Genomic DNA, 21,064 nt, shown 5'->3' on the forward strand with positions numbered 1-21,064 from the left:
ACTACCATGAAACTAACCCGTCGGGTTATGATGACCGCTGCTGCCGCAATGGTCGCATTTTCGGGTGCAGCACAGGCCGATGGCCACCAGGTGCTGGACGAAATTCACTTTCTGATCCCCGGCGGCGCCGGTGGTGGCTGGGACGGCACCGCGCGCGGCACGGGTGAGGCGCTGACCGGCGCAGGCCTTGTGGGCTCGGCCTCTTATGAGAACATGTCCGGGGGCGGCGGCGGTGTGGCGATTGCCCACATGATCGAGAACGCCGACAGCATGGGCAACACGATGATGGTGAATTCTACGCCCATCGTCATTCGCTCGCTGACGGGCGTGTTCCCGCAGAGCTTCCGGGATCTGACGCTGGTGGCTGGCACCATCGGCGACTATGCCGCTCTGGTTGTGCCCGCCGACAGCGAGCTGACCTCGATGGGTGATCTTGTGGCCGCCTACCAGGCGGACGCCACATCCTTCGCCATCGGCGGCGGCTCGGTGCCCGGCGGCATGGACCACCTCGTGGCGGCCATGGCGATGGAAGCGGCGGGCGAAGATCCCACCGGCTTCAACTACATCCCCTATGACGCGGGCGGCGCTGCCATGGCGGGCCTTCTGTCCGGCGAGATCCAGGCACTGTCGACCGGCTATTCCGAGGCCGTGACCCTGGCCGATCAGGGCGAAGTGCGCATTCTTGGCGTGACCGCGGCCGAGCGGATCGAGGGCTCTGACGCGCCCACGATGATGGAGCAGGGCATCGACGTGGAATTCGTCAACTGGCGCGGCTTCTTCGCAGCGCCCGGTCTGGATGAAGAGACCGTCTCGGCCATGCGTGCGGCCATCGCCGCCATGTATGACACGCCCGAATGGGAGACCATCCGCGCGCAAAATGGTTGGGTCAACATCCACAACCCCGGCGACGATTTCGAAGCCTTTCTGGAGAACCAGGAACAGCAAATCGGCGACCTGATGCGCACGTTGGGCTTCCTGTAAAGAACCCAACGGGGCCGACAGGGTATTTTCCGACGGAAAATGTCCCGAGAGGCACCCCGGTAGCCATTCCGGGCGCTTTGAGAATGGGCACGGCACACTTGTTGCCGTGCCCCACAACAAACCAGACATTCCTTGGGAGGGGACACCATGGCGCTCGATCGCTGGATCGCGCTGATATTCGTGGGCATGTGTTGCGCCTACGGCTACGCAGCCTTCTTCACGATGGACCAGTTGCTGCCGCCGTTCATGCAGCGCAATCCCGTCTGGCCCTCCACCTTCCCCAAGATCCTTGCCGTGGCAGGCATCGTTGTGGGTCTCGTCGTCGTGTTGGGCCTCGAAAAGCAGGACACGACGAAAGAGCCCTCTGCGACGGACATCAACTACCGCCGCCTGCAGGACTACAACACCGGCCAGGCGATTGGCCTTCTGATCCTCATGGTCGTCTATGCCTTAGCGCTGCGCCCCGCAGGCTTCATCGCCGCCACGACCCTGTTCCTCGTGGTCGGCAGCTTCATCCTGGGCGAGCGGAAGTTCCACATAATGATCCCCGTGGCAGGCCTTGCCACCTTCATCGTCTGGTATCTCGTGCAAGAGGTCCTTGGCATCTTCCTGCGGCCTTGGCCGTTCTTCCTGGCGTAAGGAGACGTTACGATGCTTGAAGGACTCATGATCGGCCTGCAAACGGCGATTAACCCATTCAACCTCGGCATGGTCGTGTTCGGCTGTATCATCGGGACGTTCATCGGCATGCTGCCGGGCCTGGGCCCGATGTCGATCATCGCCATCATGATCCCCGTGGCGATCACCCTGGGCGATCCCACCGCCGCCCTGATCCTGCTGGCGGGCGTCTATTATGGCGCCATCTTCGGCGGCTCCACCTCGTCGATCCTTTTGAACGCGCCGGGGGTCGCGGGCACGGTCGCCACGTCCTTCGACGGCTACCCGATGGCCCGAAAAGGCCAGGCCGGTAAAGCGCTGACCATTGCCGCGATCTCCAGCTTCATGGGCGGCACGATTGGCGCCATCCTCCTGATGATCTTCGCGCCGATGCTGTCGTCTGTCGCGCTGCTGTTCCACTCCGCCGAGTATTTCGCGTTGATGGTCGTGGGCCTCTCGGCCATCGCCGCCTTTGCCGGCACCGGTCAGGTCGGCAAAGCGGTGATGATGACGATCCTGGGCCTGATGATGGCCACGGTGGGCGAAGGCGCCTTGGCCGCCATGCCGCGCTTCACCGCTGGCATCCTCGACCTGCAATCGGGCTTTTCCTTCATCACCCTCGCCATGGCCATGTTCGCCCTGCCCGAGGCGCTGTTTCTGGTGATGAACCCGGCCCGCTCGGCCCAGGGCTCGGAAGAGGACAGTTCCGGCAAGATCGAGAACCTGCGCATCAACCGCCAGGAGGCCCGCGCCATTGCCCCCGTCATCGGGCGGCAGTCCGTCCAGGGCTTCTTCATCGGCGTGCTGCCGGGGGCAGGGGCCACGATCGCCTCGTTCCTGGGCTACGCGGTGGAACGGAACCTCGCCACCAAGGAAGAACAGGCCGAATTCGGCAAAGGCTCCATCAAGGGCCTGTCGGCGCCGGAAACGGCCAACAACGCGGCCTGCACCGGCTCTTTCGTGCCGCTGCTGACCCTGGGCATCCCCGGCTCCGGCACCACGGCGATCCTTCTGGGCGCACTGATCGCGCTTAATGTCACCCCAGGCCCGCGCCTGATGGTGGATGAGCCGCAGGTGTTCTGGGCCGTGATCATCTCCATGTATATCGGCAACCTGGTGCTTCTGGTGCTGAACCTGCCGCTGATCCCCTACATCGCCAAGATCCTCGCGATCCCGCGCAACTACCTGATCCCGTTCATCTTGTTCTTCACCCTGATGGGGGCCTACATCGGCCAGAACAACGCGACGGAACTGCTGATCCTCGTGGGCTTCGGCGTCATTGCCACGATCCTGCGGTTCGCGGATTACCCGCTTGCGCCGCTACTGATCGGGTTCATCCTGGGCACGATGCTGGAAGATAACTTCTCGCGCTCCATGCAGCTCTACCAAGGCCTGGGCTTCATTCTGGAGCGTCCGATGACCCTTGGCCTTCTGGTCCTTGCGGCGTTCCTGGTGGTCCTGCCCACGTTCCGCGCGGCGCGCGCGCGCAACCGCGCCAAGGGCGTGGCCGATGGCGACTGATCCCCTTGCGGGGATCCGGGTCCTGGACCTGACAAATGTGTTGGCAGGCCCCTTCGCCTGCCACCAATTGGCCCACCTGGGGGCCGAGGTGATCAAGGTCGAAAACCCCCGCGGGGGGGATCTGGCGCGCAACCTCGGCGTCTCGCCCGCGCTGTCGGCGCAGGGGATGGGCATCAGCTTTCTGGCCCAGAATGCGGGCAAGAAATCCATCACCCTGAACCTCAAGCACGCGACGGGGAAAGAGGCGCTGAGGCGTCTGGTGAAAACCGCTGACGTGCTGGTGGAAAACTTCCGCCCCGGGGTGATGGACCGCCTGGGCCTCGGCTACGACACCCTCAAAACCGGGAACCCCGCCCTGATCTATTGCGCGATTTCCGGCTTCGGCCAGGACGGGCCCTGGGCGGGCAACCCGGCCTATGACCAGATCATCCAGGGCGCCTCCGGCGTCATGTCGATCACCGGCAGCGGAGAGCCCACCCGCGTCGGCTACCCCCTGTCGGACACCGTCGGGGGCCTCACCGCCGCCATGGCGATCACCGCCGCGCTCAACGCGCAGCCGCGGGGTGCCTTCATCGACGTCAGTATGCTGGAGGCGACGCTGGCGACCATGGGCTGGGTCGTCTCCAACCACCTGATCGGCGGCACAGCCCCCCAGGCCAACGGCAATGAGAACCCCACCTCCGCCCCCTCGGGCACGTTTCAGGCCGCTGACGCGCCCCTCAACATCGCCGCCAACAAGGACGAGCAATGGCAGGCCCTCGCGCCCCTCCTCGGTCGTGCCGACCTCCTCGCAGACGCTCGGTTCTTGACGCGGGAAGACCGCAAGACCAACCGTCACGCGCTGCGGGCAGAGCTTGAAGTCGTCCTTACGTCCAAACCCGCCGCCCATTGGGTTGATCTGCTGAACGCCCACGGCATCCCCTCGGGTCCCGTCCTGAGCGTGCCGCAAATCCTCTCTCACCCCCAGGTGGCGGACCGGGGCCTGATCGCGCGCCATATTGCCCCCAGCCTTGCCACCGCCGTGGATGTCGTCTCCACCGGCTTTCAACTCGACGGCGAGCGTCCCTCCGTGCCAACCCCGCCGCCGGTGCTCGGCCAAGACACCCACGACATCCTTCTGCAATTAGACTACTGCGAGGAGGACATCCGCAGGATGACCGAGGAGGGGGTGATATGAGCGAAGCTAATACAGACGTTGCCGATTGGTGGCGCACGTCGATCATCGACATGGAACCGGGGCGCATCGCCCTGCGCGGCCAGCCGATCGAGGATCTCATCGGCTCCCAAAGCTTCGCCCAGATGATCTGGCTCCTGGTCATGGGCACGCCGCTGTCCCCGCCCCAGGCCGCCCTGTTCGAGGCCGCCCTTGTGGCCGCCGTCGACCACGGCCCCCAGGCGCCGTCCATCGCTGCCGCGCGCATGGCCGTGACCTGTGGCGTCGGCCTCAACAACGCCATGGCCACTGGGGTGAATATGCTGGGCGACGTCCACGGCGGGGCCGGGGAGCAGGCGGTTTCGCTTTATCACCACGTCCAGCGCGCGGGGCCCGAGAACCTCGCCCAGGCGCTCGACACCTGGCGCGCCGAGCATGGCCGGTTTCTGCCGGGCTTTGGCCACCGCTTCCACACGCCCACCGACCCCCGCGCGCCCCGGCTCCTGAGCCTCGTTGATGACACGGCGGAACTGGGCGCCGTCCCCGGCGCCTACGCCGCCATCGCCCGCGGCATCGAGGCCCATATCGCCGCCGAAAAAGGCAAGCCCGTGCCCCTGAACATCGACGGCGCCACCGCCGTCATCTACGCAGAGCTCGGTTGCCCCGCCCCCCTCGCGCGGGGGTTCTTCTGCCTGTCGCGCTCCGTCGGCATCCTTGCCCATTCCTGGGAACAGACCCTCCAGGGCGGGCGCAACAAAGGCCCCACGCCGCCCGCTTACCGCTGGCGCTACGACGGCACCTAGACACCAGACCGCACCCTGTTACCTTCCGCTCAATTCACAACCTTGAGGGGGACACATCATGGCGAAACTGGCATTCCTGGGACTTGGCGTCATGGGCTACCCCATGGCCGCGCATCTGGTGAACGCAGGCCACAGCGTCACCGTCTACAACCGCACCGCCGCCAAGGCCGAAAAGTGGTCCACTGACATCGGCGGATCCCACGCCGCGACCCCGCGCGAAGCCGCAGATGGCGCGGATTTCGTCATGGCCTGCGTCGGCAACGACGACGACCTGCGCAGCGTTGTGCTGGGCGAGGACGGTGCGCTGGCGGGCATGAAGGCGGGCGCGATCTTCGTCGATCACACCACCGTCTCGGCCCTCGTCACGCGGGAGCTTGCCGGGGTCGCGGCCAGCCAGGACATCGGCTGGGTCGACGCGCCCGTCTCCGGCGGCCAGGCGGGGGCCGAGAACGGCCAACTCGCCATCATGTGCGGCGGCGCAGACGATCACTTCACCGCAGCCAAACCGATCATCGCGGCCTATTCCAAGGGCACCGTGCATTTCGGCGACGTGGGCTCGGGCCAGCTGGTGAAAATGGTCAACCAGGTCTGCATCGCCGGCGCGATCCAGGCGGTGTCCGAGGGGCTCTACATGGCCATGCAAGCGGGCCTCGACGCCAAGAAGGTGGCCGATCTGGTGAGCCAAGGCGCGGGCGGCTCGTGGCAGCTGGCCAACCGCGCGGGCACCATGGTGGATAATGAGTTCAACCACGGCTTCGCCGTCGATTGGATGCGCAAGGACCTTGGGATCGCGCTCGCGCAAGGCAAGGAGATGGGCATCACCCTGCCGGTCACGGCCATGGTCGATCAGTTCTACGGCGACGTGCAGCAATTGGGCGGCGGCCGTTGGGACACGTCGTCGCTGATCCAGCGCTTCCGTAAAATGAACGGCGATATCTGAACCGGGTGCGCTCTGCCCGTTGACATCCGCGCCGCGCGCCACACGTCCTGCCGAGACCTCGGTAGGACGCTTCCCATGATCCCCAGCATCATCGCCCGCAACGGCACCTATCTGGGGCTGCTGGTGGCAAACACGCTTCTCGGCTCGGCGATGCCGATGATGATCATCCTCGGCGGGCTGGCGGGCCTGATGCTGGCCCCGTCCACGGCGCTGGCCACCTTGCCCGCCTCCCTCTCCACCCTCGCGGGGCTGCTCTGCGCGGCACCATTTTCGCTGCTGATGGGCAAATACGGGCGCAAGATCGGCTTCGTCGCCGGGGGCGCCTGCGCCATCCTCGGCGCACTCATGGGCGTCTGGGCGATCTTCCAGGACAGTTTCCTGCTGCTCTGCCTCGCCCACCTCGCACTCGGTGCCGCACTCGCCTGCTACCAGTACTTCCGCTTCGCCGCCGCCGAGACGGTCAGCGCCGATTGGCAGCCCGTCGCCATCTCCCTCATCCTGACCTCCGGGCTGATCGCCGCTTTCGTCGGCCCCCAGGTCTTCATCTGGACCAGCGACGCGCTGGCCCCCATCCCCCTCGCCGGAGCCTACGCCGCGCTCGCGGGCCTGTCGGTGATCGGCCTCCTGCCGCTGATCTTCACCAATCTGCCCAAACCCACGCAACAAGCGCCCCAAAGCCTGCGCCAACGCCTGGCCGCCCTGTCGGTGCTCAAACGCAAACCGGTGCGCCGCGCCGTCGGCCTCGGGGCTGTGTCCCAGGGCATCATGGTGTTTCTGATGGTGCCCACGCCCCTGGCGATGATCGGCTGCGGCTTCAGTGACGCGCTCGCGGGCGACGTGATCCGCTGGCACGTCGTGGCGATGTTTGCCCCCAGCTTCCTGACCGGGTTCCTGATCAAACGCTTCGGGGTGCAGCGCATCGCCCTTCTGGGCCTCGGGCTTCTCATGGCCGCCTCGGTGACCGCGATGAGCGGCCTGACCGCCCCCCATTTCTACGTCTCCTTGATCGTGCTGGGCATCGGCTGGAATTTCGGCTTCATCGCCGCCACCACCATGCTCGCCGCCGCCGTGGCGGAGGAGGAGAAGGCCCTGATCCAGGGCGCCAATGACACCGTCATCGCGCTGATCTCCACCATCGGCGCATTCGCCGCCGGCGCGCTTGTGGCGGGCTTTGGCTGGGTCGTGCTTGCGGGCGTATCCCTCGTGCTTCTGGTCCTGGCTGCCGTCTACTTCGTGGCAGAGGCCCGCGCGACGGCGTGACGTCCCCCGCCCTAGCCCACCCGCCGCGCGACAATCCCCTGGCTGGTGCGCGACGGCGGACCCGAGGGGAAGGCATAAACACGGTCAATCTCGAACCCGGCCCTGCGCAGAAGGCCACAGATCTCGCTTTCGCGGAACGTCCGGTGCCGCCATTGCAACCAGATGATCGCGTTGCACCAATGCGGCTTGGAGACCACAAGGTTCAATCTGCCGCCCGGACGCAGCAGAACCCGCATCTGCCCAAGCGCGGTTAACGGGTCAGGGCAGTGCTCGATGACATGGGCCGCCAGAACTTCATCAAAGGGCTCCAGCGCCACCTCTCCCAGCAGCGCTTCCACAAGCCTCGGGTTGACCCCGCGCCCCTGCAACGCCGCGCGGCCGCGTTCCAGCATCGCCCGACTTGGCTCAAGCAGCGTCAAGGAATGCGGCGGCCCGTTGATCGCCACCCAGGCCTCGGAAAAAGAGGCGGTGCCCGCGCCGACATCGATCACGCGCAAGTCGCCCTCGGGCCGCTGCTGCGGCGCGGACAGGAAGCCAAGGTAGCCGTCATAATACCCCAGCGTGCGCATCTTGTCGCCCCAGCGGGGCGCTGCCACGTCATACCGCGGTGTCGAGTGCGCAACTTTGTCTACCATCCCGAAAGGATGTCACCTCGGCCCGAATTGCACCAGTCGCTTTCTTTTCTTCACGGCGTCTGTTGCGGCAGTCGCCAAGCCGCCCCCGGCGCCCTCTACCTCACGCCAGATACGTCCGGAACCACGCCACCATGCGCTCCTCCGCCAGCGCTGCCGCCTCGGCATCAAAACGCGGCGTGGTGTCGTTGTGAAACCCGTGGTTCACGCCGGGGTAGATATGCGCTTCGTAGATATTGTCATTGGCCTCCATCGCGCGCTGAAAGGGCGGCCACATGGCGTTGATCCGTTGATCCAGCGCGGCCAGTTGCACCATCAGCGGCGCCTCGATGCCCGCCACCTGCTCGGCATCGGGGAATGAGCCATAGAACGGCACCCCCGCCGCCAGTTCCGGGTAGGCCGCCGCCAAGCGGCTGACCACGCCGCCGCCATAACAGAACCCCGTCGCGCCGACCTTGCCGTTGGTCCCTTCCAGTGCCTGAAGGTATTCGAACCCGGCGAAGAAGTCGTTCAGCAGCGCGCCCTGATCAAGCGTGCGCTGCATCGCGCGCCCCTCATCATCGGTGCCCGGATAGCCCCCGAGCGAGGATAACCCGTCCGGCCCCATGGCAATGAAACCTGCCTTTGCCAGGCGGCGGGTCACGTCGCGGATATAGGGGTTCAGGCCCCGGTTTTCATGGACCACCAGCACGGCGGCGGGCGGACGGTCGGGGTTCACGTTGGCGGGGCGCACGAGGTAGGCGGTGATCTCTCCGGTGCCATTGGGGCTGGCGTAGGTGATGTCCTCGCCAATGATATCCGCGTCATCTTCGGCCACTTGCTGCGCCAGGGCGTAATTCGGCGACAGCGCGCCCAGGATCGCCATGGCGGTCAGCCCGCCCACGGCCCATTTGCCCGCCCGGTCCAGAAACTCCCGTTTCGAGATATGGCCGTGCGCGTAGTAATCATAGAGGTCCAAAAGGTCCTGATCGAAGTCAGCAGCGGTCAGGCGGTGGGGTGGTGTCAGATCTTTCATGGCGGCAACTCCCTTGGCGATGAGGCGATATGGCGATATGGCGATGCGGAGAGGATAGCGCATTCCGGCAGGCCGATGATCAAAGCGGCGTGATCACCTGCGCTCAAGGGGGCTCAAAAGGTTAACATAGGGTTAACAAAAATTGGAAAATATAGCGATAACAGGGGCTTAACCCACATGCTCAAGCTTGAGCACAACCCCACCCGACCCGCCGCTTTGACCTCCCCCCCAATCTCCCCTAAGCCGCTCCCATGGCCTACACCCTCACCGATCTTCCCACCCTCCAGTCCGAGGGGTTTGACACCATCATCGACGTCCGCTCGCCCGCCGAGTATGCCGAGGATCACGTCCCCGGCGCCGTCAACATGCCGGTCCTGTCGAACGAAGAACGCGCCGAGGTCGGCACGATCTACACCCAGGAAAGCCCCTTCAAGGCCCGCAAAATCGGCGCCACCCGCGTGGCCCGAAATGCCGCCACCGCGATCGAAACCCACCTGCTGGATCACAAGGGCGGCTGGCGCCCGCTCGTCTATTGCTGGCGCGGCGGCCAGCGCTCGGGCAGCTTCACTTCGATCCTGAGCCAGATCGGCTGGCGCGCCCAGGTGCTGGAAGGCGGCTACCAGGCCTGGCGCCGCCACGTGGTCGCACAGCTCTACGAGGGCATGCTGCCCTTCAAGCTGATCCGCCTCGACGGCTACACCGGCACCGCCAAGACCAAGCTGATCAAACGCACCGCCGCCCTCGGCGTCCAGACGCTGGACCTCGAAGGCCTGGCGCGGCATCGCGGCTCCGTCCTGGGTGATATCGACGGCGAACAACCCGCCCAGAAGGGGTTTGAAACCCAACTCCTCGAAGCCCTGACGTCCCTCGACCGCGCCAAACCCCTGCTGGTGGAAGCCGAATCCGCACGCATCGGCACCCTCCGCCTGCCCCCCGCCCTCTGGGTCGCCATGAAGGACAGCCCCCGGATCCTCGTCGAAGCCACGCCGCACCACCGCGCCCGCTTCCTCGCCGACGCCTACGCCGACCTCTTCGCCAACGCCCCCGCCCTGACCGCGCGGCTCAACCACCTGCGGCCCCACGCGGGCCACGCCACGGTCGACCACTGGCTCACCCTCCTGCAAACCAACCAACCCCAGGCCCTCGCCCAGGCCCTGATCACCGATCACTACGACCCGGCCTACGCCCGGCTCACCAAATCCAAATCCGCCTCCCCCCTCGCCACGATCGACGCAGGCGACCTGACGGACGCGGCCCTCGACACCGCCGCCCGCGCCATCGCCGCCCGCCTCGCGTAACCCCCTCATTCCCCGTTCCAAAAATATCCCCCCCGGAGGGTCCCGAACCCGGCCCAGGCGCAAAACGCCCTTCACCTCTCCCTCCCCATCCGCTACTCCCCACCCCAAGCGAACAAAGGGTGAGACCCATGGAAAAGACCTTCAACGCCGCCGAGGCCGAGGCCCGCATCTACGCGGCCTGGGACCAATCCGGTGCCTTCAAGGCTGGTGCCAACGCCAAGCCGGGGGCCGAGCCGTTCTCCATCATGATCCCGCCCCCCAATGTCACGGGCGTCCTCCACGTGGGCCACGCCTTCAACAACACGCTGCAAGACGTTCTCGTCCGCTGGCACCGCATGCGCGGCTTCGACACGCTCTGGCAGCCCGGCACGGATCACGCGGGCATCGCCACGCAGATGGTTGTCGAACGCGAGCTGGCGAAATCCCAGATCAAGCGCAAGGACCTCAGCCGCGAAGACTTCCTCGCCCACGTCTGGGACTGGAAGGCCAAATCCGGCGGCACCATCCGTGAGCAACTCAAGCGTCTCGGCGCGTCCTGCGACTGGTCGCGCGAGGCCTTCACCATGTCCGGCGCGCCGGGTGCTCCTGAGGGCGAGGAAGGCAATTTCCACGACGCCGTCATCAAGGTCTTCGTGGAGATGTATAACAAGGGCTACATCTACCGCGGCAAGCGCTTGGTGAACTGGGACCCGCATTTCGAGACGGCGATTTCCGACCTCGAAGTCGAGAACATCGACCAGCCCGGCCACATGTGGCACTTCAAATACCCCCTCGCGGGCGGCGCGACCTATGAGTACGTCGAGACAGACGAAGACGGCAACGAGACCCTGCGCGAGACGCGGGACTACATCTCCATCGCCACCACGCGGCCTGAGACGATGCTCGGCGACGGCGCGGTCGCCGTCCACCCCGATGACGCGCGCTATGCACCCATCGTCGGCATGCTCTGCGAGATCCCCGTCGGCCCCAAGGAACACCGCCGCCTGATCCCGATCATCACCGACGAATACCCGGACATGACCTTCGGCTCGGGCGCCGTGAAGATCACCGGCGCCCATGATTTCAACGACTACGAGGTCGCCAAACGCGGCAACATCCCCTGCTACCGCCTGCTCGACACCAAAGGCGCGCTGCGCGAAGACGGCGCGCCCTACGCCGAGGCCGCCGAGATTGCGCAAGCGGTCGCCAACGGTGAGACGACACTGGGCGAGATGGAAGTCGACGCCCTCAACCTCGTTCCCGACCACCTGCGCGGCCTGGACCGGTTCATGGCCCGCGAGCGTGTGATTGAAGAGATCACCGCCGAGGGCCTTGCGGTCATGACCACCTCCGACGACCCGCGCTTGGGCAAGAAGCCGCAGAAGAAGGGCGAGGAGGAAGAGGAGATCACGCAGGTCCCCCTGGTGGAGGCCAAGCCCATCACCCAGCCCTTCGGCGACCGCTCCAAGGTCGTGATCGAGCCGATGCTGACGGACCAATGGTTCGTCGACACCGCCAAAATCGTCGAGCCTGCGCTGGAGGCGGTGCGCTCCGGCCGCACGAAGATCCTGCCCGAACAGCACCGCAAGGTGTACTTCCACTGGCTGGAGAATATCGAGCCCTGGACGATCTCTCGCCAACTCTGGTGGGGCCACCAGATCCCGGTTTGGTATGGGCCGAAGATTGACGACAATTTCATGGCCGATGTGTTCGGAGACAGGGCTGAGCGCCAAGGCGCAGTCCCACAGCGCACATTTAGCAACAATGAATCAGTTGCCTTCTGCGCGGCCTCTTTTGAAGACGCGGCAAACCAAGCACGCGCCTATTACGCTGAATTCTTTGGCGCTTTCGAGATTGGAGAATCCCAGACCTCAAGCGCCTTCAATGCCGAATTCTATGGGACGAATTCAGGTTCAGGTACTGCTGATAGGCCATTCCATGGAGACACTGTAGACATTTCGCTCTACCGCGACCCCGACGTCCTCGACACCTGGTTCTCCTCCGGCCTCTGGCCCATCGGCACCCTCGGCTGGCCGGAACAAACCCCGGAACTCGAAAAATACTTCCCCACCTCCACCCTCGTCTCCGGTTTCGACATCATCTTCTTCTGGGTCGCCCGGATGATGATGATGCAGCTGGCCGTCGTCGACGACATCCCCTTCCGCGACGTCTACGTCCACGCCCTCGTCCGCGACGAGAAGGGCCGGAAGATGTCGAAATCCATCGGCAATGTCCTCGACCCGCTGGAGCTGATCGACGAATACGGTGCCGACGCTGTCCGCTTCACGCTGACCGCCATGGCCGCCATGGGGCGGGACCTGAAGCTGTCCACCGACCGCATCCAGGGCTACCGCAACTTTGGCACCAAGCTCTGGAACGCCGCGCGGTTTGCGGAGATGAATGAGTGCAAGCCGGACGCCTCCTTCGACCCCGCGTCCCCCACCCAAACCGTCAACAAGTGGATCGTGACTGAGACCGCCAAGGCCCGCATGGCCCATGACGAGGCTCTGCAAAACTACCGCTTCAACGACGCGGCGGGGGGGCTCTACCAGTTCGTCTGGGGCAAGGTCTGCGACTGGTATCTGGAATTCGCCAAGCCCCTCTTCGCCAGCGGAGACGAGGCCGTCATCGCAGAAACCCGCGCGACGATGGCCTGGGTCATCGACCAATGCCTGATCCTGCTGCACCCCACCATGCCCTTCATCACCGAAGAGCTGTGGGGCGAGATCACCGCGCGCGACACGATGCTGGTTCACGCCGCATGGCCCACCTACGGGGCCGAGCTGGTCGACGCGGCGTCGGAAAAAGAAATGTCTTGGGTGATCACCCTGATCGAGTCGATCCGCTCTGCCCGCCAGCAGATGCACGTGCCCGCGGGCCTCAAGGTGCAGCTGCTGCAGACGGATCTGGATACGGTGGGCCAAACGGCCTTCGACAACAACGCGGCCATGATCACCCGCCTTGCGCGGCTCAGCGAAGTCACCCCCACCGACGCCTTCCCCAAAGGCACCGTCACGATCGCCGTGGATGGCGGTACGTTTGGCCTGCCCATCGCCGATCTGATCGACGTGGGCGAGGAAAAGGCGCGGTTGGAGAAGACCCTGGGCAAACTCGCCAAGGAATTGGGCGGGTTGCGCGGGCGGCTCAACAACCCCAAGTTCGCCGAAAGCGCCCCGCCCGAGGTGGTCGAAGAAACGGCCGCCAACCTCGCCGCGCGCGAAGAGGAAGAGGCGCGGATCAAACAGGCGCTGGCGCGGCTTAATGAGGTGGCATGAGCCATTGGTTTGAGAAACTCGCCGAAAGGCACATGCGAAAGGCCCAGGCCGAGGGGAAGCTTTCCGGCCTGGCGGGGGAAGGCAAACCGCTTCCCGATCACCCCGAGGCGGCGCATATCGACGCCGCCGAGGCCGTGGGCTTCCGCCTGATGGCCGAACACGGTGCTGTCCCTGAAGAAATCCGCCTTCGCCAGGCCCGCGACGCGGCGCGGGCGGCCTACCAGGACGCGCCCGAGGCCGACAAGAAAGCCGCCATGGCCCGGCTGGCCGAGGCCGAGATGAAGCTGTCTATCGTGACCGAGGCGCGGATGCGCGCGATGCGCAGCACGTAGGGGAAACCTCCATACGGAAACCCTCCATTGAGGCAAAGCCGCCGTTTGGGTGAGGTTAAGGGCATCAAAACCCCTTCACGAAACGGACCCCAAACCATGCGTACTCTGAAAACCCTCGCCCTCGCTGTTACCGCCGCCCTCTCCGTCACCTCCGTGGCATCTGCCCAAGGCTATGGCGGCAACGGCTACCACCCGGCCCCCACCGTGCAGACCTACTATGCCCCCGGCACGGGCTACACCGGCTACACGCCCACGAACGTCAACTACCATGGCCACGGCAACCAGGGCCACGGCTATGGCAACCAGGGTGGCCATGGCGGCCACGCGATCACCTACTACCGCGTTCACGGCGTGTCCCACCACGATCACCTGAACGTCCGCCACGGCCCCGGCGTGCGCAACCACGTCGTCTACCGCTTGCCCTACAACGCCCGTGGCATTCAGGTCGGCAACTGCGCCCAGATCTCCACGTCCCACGGCCCCGCAACCTGGTGCACCGTCGCCTACCAGGGCTACCAGCGCGGTTGGGTGAACGCCCGCTACCTGGCGCAGGACTGGCACTAACACCAGGCGCCTAGGGCAAGACCCGGTCCACGGCGCGCATCATCCCCAACCCCTTGTCATAGACAAGTGTCAGCACGCGCCGCGACCCGGCGCGTGCTGCAATCGTTGGAGCAAGGCGCGCGGCCGTAGCGGCGGCAAGCGACAGGGCGATGAATTGGCGGCGTGTCTGTGTCATGGGGGTCTTATGCCTGAACCTGCCCCTTGCAGGGCGGGGAAAAATCCGCAAACGCTGACGCCATGACAGATCCGCGCTACACCGACCTCGTGAAATCCCTCCCCGCAACCGTCCCTTTCGTGGGGCCAGAGACGCAAGAGCGTGCCATGGGGGCAGAGTTCAAGGCGCGCCTTGGGGCCAACGAAAGCGTCTTTGGCCCATCACCCCGCGCGCTGGCGGCCATCGCGCAAGCCGCGTCCGGCGCCTGGATGTACGGCGATCCAGAGGTTCATGACCTGCGACACGCCTTGGCCAGCCACCACGGCGTGGAGCCCGGCAATATCATCGTGGGCGAAGGGATCGACGGGCTTCTGGGCTACCTCGTGCGGCTTCTGGTTGGCCCCGGCGATGCGGTCGTGACCTCCGATGGGGCCTATCCGACCTTCAACTACCACGTCGCGGGCTTCGGCGGGGCGCTGCACAAAGTGCCTTATCGGGACGATCGCGAAGACCCCGACGCGCTGATCGCCAAGGCGAAGGAAGTCGGCGCAAAGCTGATTTACTTCGCCAACCCCGACAATCCGATGGGCTCCTGGCACGGGGCCGAGGCCATTCAGTCGATGATCGCGGCCATGCCCGAGGGCTGCGTGCTGGCCCTGGATGAGGCCTACGCCGACACCGCCCCGCCCGAGGCGATCCCGCATCTCGACGTCACCCACCCGCGCGTCATCCGTTTTCGCACGTTCTCAAAGGCTTACGGCCTGGCGGGGATGCGGGTGGGCTACGGGATCGCGGCGGAAGACTTCGTCACGTCCTTCGCCAAAATCCGTAACCACTTCGGCATGGGCCGCGTGGCCCAGGCCGCCGCGCTGGCCGCGTTGCAGGACCAGGCGCATCTTTCCCAAACCGTCGCCCAGATCGCCGCCGCGCGGGACCGCCTCTCAGACATCGCGCGCGCCAACGGGCTTGTGCCGTTGCCCTCGGCGACCAATTTCGTGACCATCGATTGCGGTAAAGACGGCGACTACGCGCGGGCCGTCGTGGCCAAGCTCATCGCGCTTGGCATCTTTGTCCGCATGCCCTTCGTCGCGCCGCAAGACCGCTGCATCCGCGTGTCTTGCGCGCCGTGTGCCGACCTTGACGCCTTCGCCGAGGCCTTGCCCCAAGCGCTTGGCTAAAAGCTCAGGTCGCTTCTGCCACCAGGCGCATCGCGGCCTCCAGCCCGGTCGGCCCATGTGGGATCTGCAACGCGGTCATGCCCGCCTGCAAGCCCGCCAGCACGCCCAGAACCATCTGGCCGTTGACGTGGCCCATATGCCCGATCCGCAGGAAATCGTCAGGATCATCAACACCTTCCAGCGGAATGCCAAGGGTCACGCCGTAGGAATTCTCCATCCAGTCGCGCAGTTTCAACCCGTTGCCCGGCCCGAAATTCACCAGCGTCACCGCATGGGACCGCTTCTGCGGCTCTGCGATGTTGGCGCGCACGGGGCCCGCCTGGCCCCAGATCTTCAGCGCGGCCCAGATCGCCTCGGCCAGCACCTTGTGGCGGTGCCAGACCGCCTCCAGCCCTTCCTCGTGCACGATCATGTCGAGCGCGGTGCGCAATCCGTAAAGGTGGTGGGTTGGCGCGGTGCCGAAGAAATACTTGTAGAAGTAGTCAGGCTCGACCCGCATCCGCCAATCCCAATAGGGCGTCACGAGGTCTGCGCGGTCACGGGCCGCGTCGGCGCGGTCGTTGAAGTAGACGAAGGCCATGCCCGGCGGGGTCATCAGGCCCTTTTGGCTGCCGGTCACCATCACATCGACGCCCCAGTCGTCCATGTGGAATTCATCGCACCCCAGGCACGCGATGTTGTCGGACAGTAGCAGGGCAGGGTGCCCCGCCGCGTCCAGCGCCCGGCGCAGGCCCAAGACGTCATTCTTGACCGAGGTCGAGGTATCAACCTGCACGATCAGCACGCCCTTGATGGCGTGCGCGGTATCGGCCGCCAACACCTCTGCCACGCGGGCCATGTCGACGTCGGACGACAGGCCGAAATCCAGCAATTGCGTGTCGATGCCAAGCGCCTTGGCGAGTTCGCCCCACCCGGTGCCGAAACGCCCCGTGCCCAGGACCAGAACCTTATCCCCGCGCGAGAAACAGTTCATCAGCGCCGCTTCCCAGGCGCCATGGCCGTTGCAGATGTACATGGCCACGTTGTGCTTGGTCCGGGCCACAGCCTTAAGGTCCGGCACGATGGTCGCGACCATGTCAGGCAGCTCTCCGCGGTAGATGTTGGGCGCGGCGCGGTGCATCGCCTGCAAGACCCGGTCAGGCATGACCGAGGGGCCGGGGATGGCAAGGTAATGGCGGCCGTTGGCAAGGGTCATGGCAGGCTCCGATCCGGGTGTTGCCCCACAGCTATCGCGGCCCATTTGGGGGGTCAACGTTGCGCGGCGGGCGCGCGATGATTAGCTGTGATTTGAGATATCAATGGAGGCGAATATGACCGGAGAACGGGCAGAAGACCGCACAGTGCTGCGCCTGTCGGGGGCGGACGCCCATGGCTTCCTGCAAGGCCTCGTGACCCACGATCCGGGCGCGGGCCTGACCTACGCGGCATTGCTGACGCCCCAGGGCAAGTACCTCGCCGATTTCTTCCTTCTGGATCGGGGCGATGATCTGTTGCTCGATGTGAAGACGGAGATTGCCCCCGCCGTGGCGCAGCGGCTGAGCATGTACCGCTTGCGCGCGGACGTGGTGATTGAGGAGGCCGAGATGCCTGTGACCCGTGGCCTCGGCGCGCCCCCCGAGGGCGCCTTTGCAGACCCGCGCGACCCGTCGCTTGGGTGGCGTGCCTACGGTGTCGAAGGCGGCGATCCGTCCGTGGATTGGGACGCGCTCCGCGTGGCCGCCTGCGTGCCCGAGACGGGGGTCGAGTTGGTGCCAAATGACACCTACATTTTGGAGGCAGGCTTTGACCGGCTTTCGGGTGTGGACCACCGCAAGGGCTGCTACGTGGGCCAGGAGGTCACCGCGCGGATGAAGCACAAGACGGAGCTGAAGAAGGGCTTTGTGACGGTCGACGTGGAAGGGCGCGCGCCCGTCGGCACCGAGATCTTTGCCGGTGAAAAGCCCGCAGGCACGCTCTATACGCAAGCGGGCGGCAAGGGCATCGCTTACCTGCGTTTTGACCGCGCGAAAGGGCCGCTGACCGCGGAAGATGCGCGGATTTCGTGGGAAGCTTAGGCTGTGGATAACTTGGGACGGATACGGGGATTGTGGTAGCTACCGGCCTAGATCAGCAGTCCCGCCGCCCCTTCATGTCGTAAAAGCCACACCTTTGTATCCACACCCCCGGGCGCTGAGAACCCGCCGAGGCCGGTGGCCGACAGGACCCGGTGACAGGGGATCAGGATCGGAATGCAGTTGCTGCCACAGGCCTGTCCGACGGCCTGCGCGGGCAGTCCAACCTCTTTGGCGATGTCGCCGTATTCTCGCGTCTCGCCCAAGGGGATTGCCAGCATGGCGTCCAGCACTTTGCCCGTCGCGTCGCTCCGCCCGTGGCGGATGGGCACCGTGAACTGCGCCAGCGCTCCGTCGAAATAGGCGCGCAATTCGGCCGCCGTCTCGCGCAACAGCGCGGTGTCGCCGGGTGCCTCGACGGCCCCCCATCCGGCGCAGGTGATCGCGCCGTCTGTCTCTTCAACCCAAACCGGGCCGGTGGGTGTGTCGATGGAAATCCTGCTCATACCGTAACTCTGGGCGTGAGGGGCCAAGGGATCAACCCGGATCCTGCGCAAGCCGGATCGGGCCGCGCGCGGTTTGGGGATCGACCACGACACCGCGCTGGGTTGCCACCAACGGCAAGCCCGCCGCAACCGCCCGGACCCTGGGCATCAACGGACGCCAATCGTCCGACAGCCCGCGCGCCACTTCTGAGGGGCAGAAGCTTTTCCCCGCCCCCCGCCGCGCGGCCAGGTCCAGCAGCGCGGCGGCGATGTCGCGGTCTTCAACCAATCTTGTCTTGGGTCTTGGTCAGGAAATCCTCCGCCGAGTGCCGTTCCCACAATTGCTCGTGGGGCTCTCCGGATGTCCGGTTGACCATCTTGCCCCGGGCAGCCCCCGGGCGCGCGGCGATGCGCTCGGCCCAGGCCAGCAGGTGGGTGTATTCGTGGACCGACAGGAACTCACCGGCGTTATAGCTCTCGCCCAGAACCGTGCGCCCATACCACGGCCAGATCGCCATATCGGCGATGGTGTATTCGCCGCCCACCATCCATTCGTTCTTCTCCAGATGCTTGTCCAGCACGTCCATCTGGCGCTTGGTTTCCATCGCGTAGCGGTTGATCGGGTATTCCATCGGGTAGGGGGCGTAGGCGTAGAAATGCCCGAAGCCGCCGCCCAGAAACGGCGCGCTGCCCATCTGCCACATCAGCCAGCTTAGCAGCTCTGCCCGCGCAGACGCCGGGCCTTGGAAGGCGTCGAACTTCTCGGCCAGATGCATCATGATCGCCACGCTCTCGAACACGCGCACCGGCTCGGGGCCGGAGCGGTCCCACATCGCGGGGATCTTGGAGTTCGGGTTGGCCTCCACAAAGCCCGACCCAAACTGGTCGCCATCGCCGATGCGGATCAACCAGGCGTCGTATTCGGCGTCGGAATAGCCCGCCTCCAACAGTTCCTCGAACAGGACCGTGACCTTCACACCGTTGGGCGTACCCAGGGAGTACAACTGAAACGGATGCTCCCCCACCGGCAATTCCTTGTCATGGGTCGCGCCCGCGATGGGGCGGTTCAGCGACGCCCAGGCGCCGCCGTTCTCGGCGTCCCAGGTCCAGACTTTCGGGGGGGTGTAGGTCTCGGTCATGGGGGCTCCTGCGCTTGAGTGTCCCGCCAAACATAGAGCCTGCCGCGAAAAACCCAAGGTGCCAGGGCCATTGACCTATTTCCGCATCCCGGTAGCCTCGCTCCTGCGTTGAACCAAGGAGATTTCATTCATGCGTTTCGTCCCTTCGACAAAGATCGGGTCCCTGTTGGTCAGCTCGATCCGCGAGGCTGCCAAGAAAACCAATGCCGATCCAGAGCTGACCCGCAAAGAGGTCAGCGCCGCGCTGGTCGCCGCCGAAGCCTATGAACACAACAAGATGACGAAGGGCGAATTCAAGACGCTGAACCACGACATGTCGGAATTGCTGTGCCAATGGGCCGAGGCGCTGGAGGCGGGCAACGACCAACTCGCCAACCAGCTTGAGGGGCAATTGAACACGCTCGCCGCAAACCACCCCTTCAGCTATGCCGACAGCATCCGCATCCTCGGGCGCCATATGCGCTGTTCCAGCACGGCCCATGCCCGCGCCGCCTACTACCGCGCGTGGGAGGGGAAGAACAAAGTGCCGGATTTCGCGAAGATCACGAACGAGGTCCCCGGCACCGGCAAGGTCGCTGTCATCGGCGATTGGGGCACCGGAGAGCCCGACGCCGACGCGCTTCTGCGCGCCGTCATGGCCCATTCGCCCGATGTGATCCTGCATTTGGGCGACGTCTACGAGGCCGGTCTGCCCGCCGAGATCGAGGAGCATTTCATTGCGCCGCTCGACCGCGTCTGCGGCACCAACCGCCCACCGGTCTTCACCATCCCCGGCAACCACGAGTACTTCTGTTGTGGAGAGGGTTTTTTCGAGCTTATCGATGTGCTAAACGGCGGGCCAAACTCCGACTGGAACCAGGAGGCGAGCTTCTTCTGCCTGCACAGCGCCGATAAGGAGTACCAGTTCCTGGGCGCGGACAGTGGCCTGGGATGTATCGATCATGCCTCTTCTCCGCCGCTGGACGACTGCGAAATCGAATGGCACCGCCACCACATTGAAACGTTCCCGGGCAAGACGATCTTCATGACCCACCATCAGCTCATCTCGGTGGACCATGAAATCAACGGCCACGCCCACGGCGATGCCAACGGCTACGGCTATTTCAATCGCCATTTCGTGGATGCCTTCAGCAAGCAGATCCCCGGGTCAACGGACACGTATTTCGACCGGATCGACCTTTGGCTTTGGGGACATGCCCATTGGTTCATCCCGTTCAGCCCGAACCGAAGCATCCCTGATCCGCGCCGCAGCACGTGGCCCACGCTCAAGCGCGGTCAATTGCTTGGCGGCTCGGCGCGCGAAAAGACCTACCGCGCTCCGCATCCCAGCTATGATCCCCACCCCGGCGTCGACGGGCAGGTCGCCGGGTGGATCGTGCCACGGTCAGAAATGGATCCGAAAGCGCCTCCGGGCGAGTTGCTGGTGCCCCACGCCACCAACCATGCGCACGCCTACGGCCACGAAAAGCTCTACAACCACACCTTCGCAATCCTCGATCTCGCGACCGGAGAGGCGGCCTACTACGAGGTGCCGTCGTGGACCGATGACACCCCGAAGCCGCCCGCTGACAAGCAGCTGAAGGACAAGCTTTGGTCGCATAAGATCTGAGCGAGGTATTGCGCCGCGAGGGGGATTTCCTCGCGGCG

21 protein-coding genes are annotated in these 21,064 nt (G+C 65.2%); 14 read left to right on the plus strand and 7 right to left on the minus strand.

Annotated features, from left to right (window positions below):
* The first annotated feature begins 6 nt into the window (after positions 1–6).
* The 7 genes from AC6I9R_RS05905 (at position 7) to AC6I9R_RS05935 (ending at position 7,315) form a co-directional block, all read left to right on the plus strand.
* Positions 7–981: a tripartite tricarboxylate transporter substrate binding protein gene (locus AC6I9R_RS05905; protein ID WP_461427902.1), complete on the plus strand. Its 975-nt coding sequence runs from the start codon at positions 7–9 to the stop codon at positions 979–981.
* A gap of 147 nt (positions 982–1,128) precedes the next feature.
* Positions 1,129–1,620: a tripartite tricarboxylate transporter TctB family protein gene (locus AC6I9R_RS05910; RefSeq protein ID WP_461427903.1), complete on the plus strand. Its 492-nt coding sequence runs from the start codon at positions 1,129–1,131 to the stop codon at positions 1,618–1,620.
* A gap of 12 nt (positions 1,621–1,632) precedes the next feature.
* A complete protein-coding gene (locus tag AC6I9R_RS05915) occupies positions 1,633–3,159 on the plus strand; it encodes a tripartite tricarboxylate transporter permease (protein WP_461427904.1) in 1,527 nt (508 codons plus the stop codon).
* The gene (locus AC6I9R_RS05920; RefSeq protein ID WP_461427905.1) at positions 3,149–4,336 is read left to right on the plus strand and encodes a CaiB/BaiF CoA transferase family protein; all 1,188 of its coding nucleotides are present in this window, start codon (positions 3,149–3,151) and stop codon (positions 4,334–4,336) included. Before AC6I9R_RS05915 ends, AC6I9R_RS05920 begins: the two co-directional genes overlap by 11 nt.
* On the plus strand, positions 4,333–5,115 hold the full coding sequence (locus tag AC6I9R_RS05925; protein WP_461427906.1) for a citryl-CoA lyase: 783 nt from the start codon (positions 4,333–4,335) through the stop codon (positions 5,113–5,115). Before AC6I9R_RS05920 ends, AC6I9R_RS05925 begins: the two co-directional genes overlap by 4 nt.
* 58 nt (positions 5,116–5,173) lie before the next feature.
* Entirely contained in the window at positions 5,174–6,055 is an 882-nt protein-coding gene (locus AC6I9R_RS05930; RefSeq protein ID WP_461427907.1) for an NAD(P)-dependent oxidoreductase, read from the plus strand.
* A 75-nt stretch (positions 6,056–6,130) separates the two neighbouring features.
* Positions 6,131–7,315 (plus strand): MFS transporter, encoded by a 1,185-nt coding sequence (locus AC6I9R_RS05935; protein WP_461427908.1) that lies wholly within the window; start codon positions 6,131–6,133, stop codon positions 7,313–7,315.
* 11 nt (positions 7,316–7,326) lie between these two features.
* Here the strand turns inward: AC6I9R_RS05935 and AC6I9R_RS05940 are convergent, their stop codons facing one another.
* Positions 7,327–7,911 (minus strand): class I SAM-dependent methyltransferase, encoded by a 585-nt coding sequence (locus AC6I9R_RS05940; RefSeq protein ID WP_461427909.1) that lies wholly within the window; start codon positions 7,909–7,911, stop codon positions 7,327–7,329.
* A gap of 139 nt (positions 7,912–8,050) precedes the next feature.
* Positions 8,051–8,962, minus strand: a complete 912-nt coding sequence (gene yghX / locus AC6I9R_RS05945; protein WP_461427910.1) for a YghX family hydrolase — start codon at positions 8,960–8,962, stop codon at positions 8,051–8,053.
* Between the two features lie 251 nt (positions 8,963–9,213).
* Between yghX and mnmH the strand changes: the two genes are divergently transcribed.
* The 4 genes from mnmH to AC6I9R_RS05965 all read left to right on the plus strand — a co-directional run bounded on the left by mnmH (position 9,214) and on the right by AC6I9R_RS05965 (position 14,410).
* On the plus strand, positions 9,214–10,260 hold the full coding sequence (gene mnmH / locus AC6I9R_RS05950; RefSeq protein ID WP_461427911.1) for a tRNA 2-selenouridine(34) synthase MnmH: 1,047 nt from the start codon (positions 9,214–9,216) through the stop codon (positions 10,258–10,260).
* A gap of 128 nt (positions 10,261–10,388) precedes the next feature.
* Positions 10,389–13,514: a valine--tRNA ligase gene (locus AC6I9R_RS05955; RefSeq protein WP_461427912.1), complete on the plus strand. Its 3,126-nt coding sequence runs from the start codon at positions 10,389–10,391 to the stop codon at positions 13,512–13,514.
* Complete coding sequence (locus AC6I9R_RS05960) at positions 13,511–13,846, plus strand: DnaJ family domain-containing protein (RefSeq protein WP_461427913.1); 336 nt, start codon at positions 13,511–13,513, stop codon at positions 13,844–13,846. The genes AC6I9R_RS05955 and AC6I9R_RS05960 overlap by 4 nt, the downstream gene beginning before the upstream one ends.
* 96 nt (positions 13,847–13,942) lie before the next feature.
* Complete coding sequence (locus AC6I9R_RS05965; protein WP_461427914.1) at positions 13,943–14,410, plus strand: SH3 domain-containing protein; 468 nt, start codon at positions 13,943–13,945, stop codon at positions 14,408–14,410.
* Between the two features lie 10 nt (positions 14,411–14,420).
* Here AC6I9R_RS05965 and AC6I9R_RS05970 read toward each other — a convergent pair whose 3' ends face one another.
* Positions 14,421–14,585: a Tat pathway signal protein gene (locus AC6I9R_RS05970; RefSeq protein ID WP_461427915.1), complete on the minus strand. Its 165-nt coding sequence runs from the start codon at positions 14,583–14,585 to the stop codon at positions 14,421–14,423.
* 62 nt (positions 14,586–14,647) lie between these two features.
* Here AC6I9R_RS05970 and AC6I9R_RS05975 point away from each other — a divergent pair, with 62 nt between their 5' ends.
* The gene (locus AC6I9R_RS05975; protein ID WP_461427916.1) at positions 14,648–15,742 is read left to right on the plus strand and encodes a pyridoxal phosphate-dependent aminotransferase; all 1,095 of its coding nucleotides are present in this window, start codon (positions 14,648–14,650) and stop codon (positions 15,740–15,742) included.
* Positions 15,743–15,746: 4 nt separating this feature from the next.
* Here AC6I9R_RS05975 and AC6I9R_RS05980 read toward each other — a convergent pair whose 3' ends face one another.
* Positions 15,747–16,937 (minus strand): pyridoxal-phosphate-dependent aminotransferase family protein, encoded by a 1,191-nt coding sequence (locus AC6I9R_RS05980; RefSeq protein WP_461427917.1) that lies wholly within the window; start codon positions 16,935–16,937, stop codon positions 15,747–15,749.
* Between the two features lie 115 nt (positions 16,938–17,052).
* On the opposite strand from AC6I9R_RS05980, the gene ygfZ reads away from it, so the two are divergent.
* A complete protein-coding gene (gene ygfZ / locus AC6I9R_RS05985) occupies positions 17,053–17,796 on the plus strand; it encodes a CAF17-like 4Fe-4S cluster assembly/insertion protein YgfZ (protein ID WP_461427918.1) in 744 nt (247 codons plus the stop codon).
* 47 nt (positions 17,797–17,843) lie between these two features.
* On the opposite strand, the gene AC6I9R_RS05990 is transcribed toward ygfZ, so the two are convergent.
* The 3 genes from AC6I9R_RS05990 to yghU are packed head-to-tail and all read right to left on the minus strand — an operon-like array spanning position 17,844 to position 19,417.
* Positions 17,844–18,299 carry a methylated-DNA--[protein]-cysteine S-methyltransferase gene (locus AC6I9R_RS05990; protein WP_461427919.1) on the minus strand — a complete coding sequence of 152 codons (456 nt, stop codon included), beginning with the start codon at positions 18,297–18,299 and terminating at the stop codon, positions 17,844–17,846.
* 31 nt (positions 18,300–18,330) lie between these two features.
* Positions 18,331–18,567 carry a DUF3253 domain-containing protein gene (locus AC6I9R_RS05995; protein WP_461427920.1) on the minus strand — a complete coding sequence of 79 codons (237 nt, stop codon included), beginning with the start codon at positions 18,565–18,567 and terminating at the stop codon, positions 18,331–18,333.
* Positions 18,560–19,417: a glutathione-dependent disulfide-bond oxidoreductase gene (yghU, locus tag AC6I9R_RS06000; RefSeq protein ID WP_461427921.1), complete on the minus strand. Its 858-nt coding sequence runs from the start codon at positions 19,415–19,417 to the stop codon at positions 18,560–18,562. The genes AC6I9R_RS05995 and yghU overlap by 8 nt, the downstream gene beginning before the upstream one ends.
* A 130-nt stretch (positions 19,418–19,547) precedes the next feature.
* Between yghU and AC6I9R_RS06005 the strand changes: the two genes are divergently transcribed.
* Entirely contained in the window at positions 19,548–21,026 is a 1,479-nt protein-coding gene (locus AC6I9R_RS06005) for a metallophosphoesterase family protein (RefSeq protein ID WP_461427922.1), read from the plus strand.
* Positions 21,027–21,064: the final 38 nt, after the last annotated feature.

It is taken from the genome of Gymnodinialimonas sp., from assembly GCF_059726805.1.

Excerpts from the sequence above, each read along its gene's own strand:
- AC6I9R_RS05905 (WP_461427902.1), top strand. The coding sequence starts at position 7 with ATGAAACTAACCCGTCGGGTTATGATGACCGCTGCTGCCGCAATGGTC.
- AC6I9R_RS05910 (WP_461427903.1), top strand. The coding sequence starts at position 1,129 with ATGGCGCTCGATCGCTGGATCGCGCTGATATTCGTGGGCATGTGTTGC.
- AC6I9R_RS05915 (WP_461427904.1), top strand. The coding sequence starts at position 1,633 with ATGCTTGAAGGACTCATGATCGGCCTGCAAACGGCGATTAACCCATTC.
- AC6I9R_RS05920 (WP_461427905.1), top strand. The coding sequence starts at position 3,149 with ATGGCGACTGATCCCCTTGCGGGGATCCGGGTCCTGGACCTGACAAAT.
- AC6I9R_RS05925 (WP_461427906.1), top strand. The coding sequence starts at position 4,333 with ATGAGCGAAGCTAATACAGACGTTGCCGATTGGTGGCGCACGTCGATC.
- AC6I9R_RS05930 (WP_461427907.1), top strand. The coding sequence starts at position 5,174 with ATGGCGAAACTGGCATTCCTGGGACTTGGCGTCATGGGCTACCCCATG.
- AC6I9R_RS05935 (WP_461427908.1), top strand. The coding sequence starts at position 6,131 with ATGATCCCCAGCATCATCGCCCGCAACGGCACCTATCTGGGGCTGCTG.
- yghX (WP_461427910.1), bottom strand. The coding sequence starts at position 8,962 with ATGAAAGATCTGACACCACCCCACCGCCTGACCGCTGCTGACTTCGAT.
- mnmH (WP_461427911.1), top strand. The coding sequence starts at position 9,214 with ATGGCCTACACCCTCACCGATCTTCCCACCCTCCAGTCCGAGGGGTTT.
- AC6I9R_RS05955 (WP_461427912.1), top strand. The coding sequence starts at position 10,389 with ATGGAAAAGACCTTCAACGCCGCCGAGGCCGAGGCCCGCATCTACGCG.
- AC6I9R_RS05960 (WP_461427913.1), top strand. The coding sequence starts at position 13,511 with ATGAGCCATTGGTTTGAGAAACTCGCCGAAAGGCACATGCGAAAGGCC.
- AC6I9R_RS05965 (WP_461427914.1), top strand. The coding sequence starts at position 13,943 with ATGCGTACTCTGAAAACCCTCGCCCTCGCTGTTACCGCCGCCCTCTCC.
- AC6I9R_RS05970 (WP_461427915.1), bottom strand. The coding sequence starts at position 14,585 with ATGACACAGACACGCCGCCAATTCATCGCCCTGTCGCTTGCCGCCGCT.
- AC6I9R_RS05975 (WP_461427916.1), top strand. The coding sequence starts at position 14,648 with ATGACAGATCCGCGCTACACCGACCTCGTGAAATCCCTCCCCGCAACC.
- AC6I9R_RS05980 (WP_461427917.1), bottom strand. The coding sequence starts at position 16,937 with ATGACCCTTGCCAACGGCCGCCATTACCTTGCCATCCCCGGCCCCTCG.
- ygfZ (WP_461427918.1), top strand. The coding sequence starts at position 17,053 with ATGACCGGAGAACGGGCAGAAGACCGCACAGTGCTGCGCCTGTCGGGG.
- AC6I9R_RS05990 (WP_461427919.1), bottom strand. The coding sequence starts at position 18,299 with ATGAGCAGGATTTCCATCGACACACCCACCGGCCCGGTTTGGGTTGAA.
- yghU (WP_461427921.1), bottom strand. The coding sequence starts at position 19,417 with ATGACCGAGACCTACACCCCCCCGAAAGTCTGGACCTGGGACGCCGAG.
- AC6I9R_RS06005 (WP_461427922.1), top strand. The coding sequence starts at position 19,548 with ATGCGTTTCGTCCCTTCGACAAAGATCGGGTCCCTGTTGGTCAGCTCG.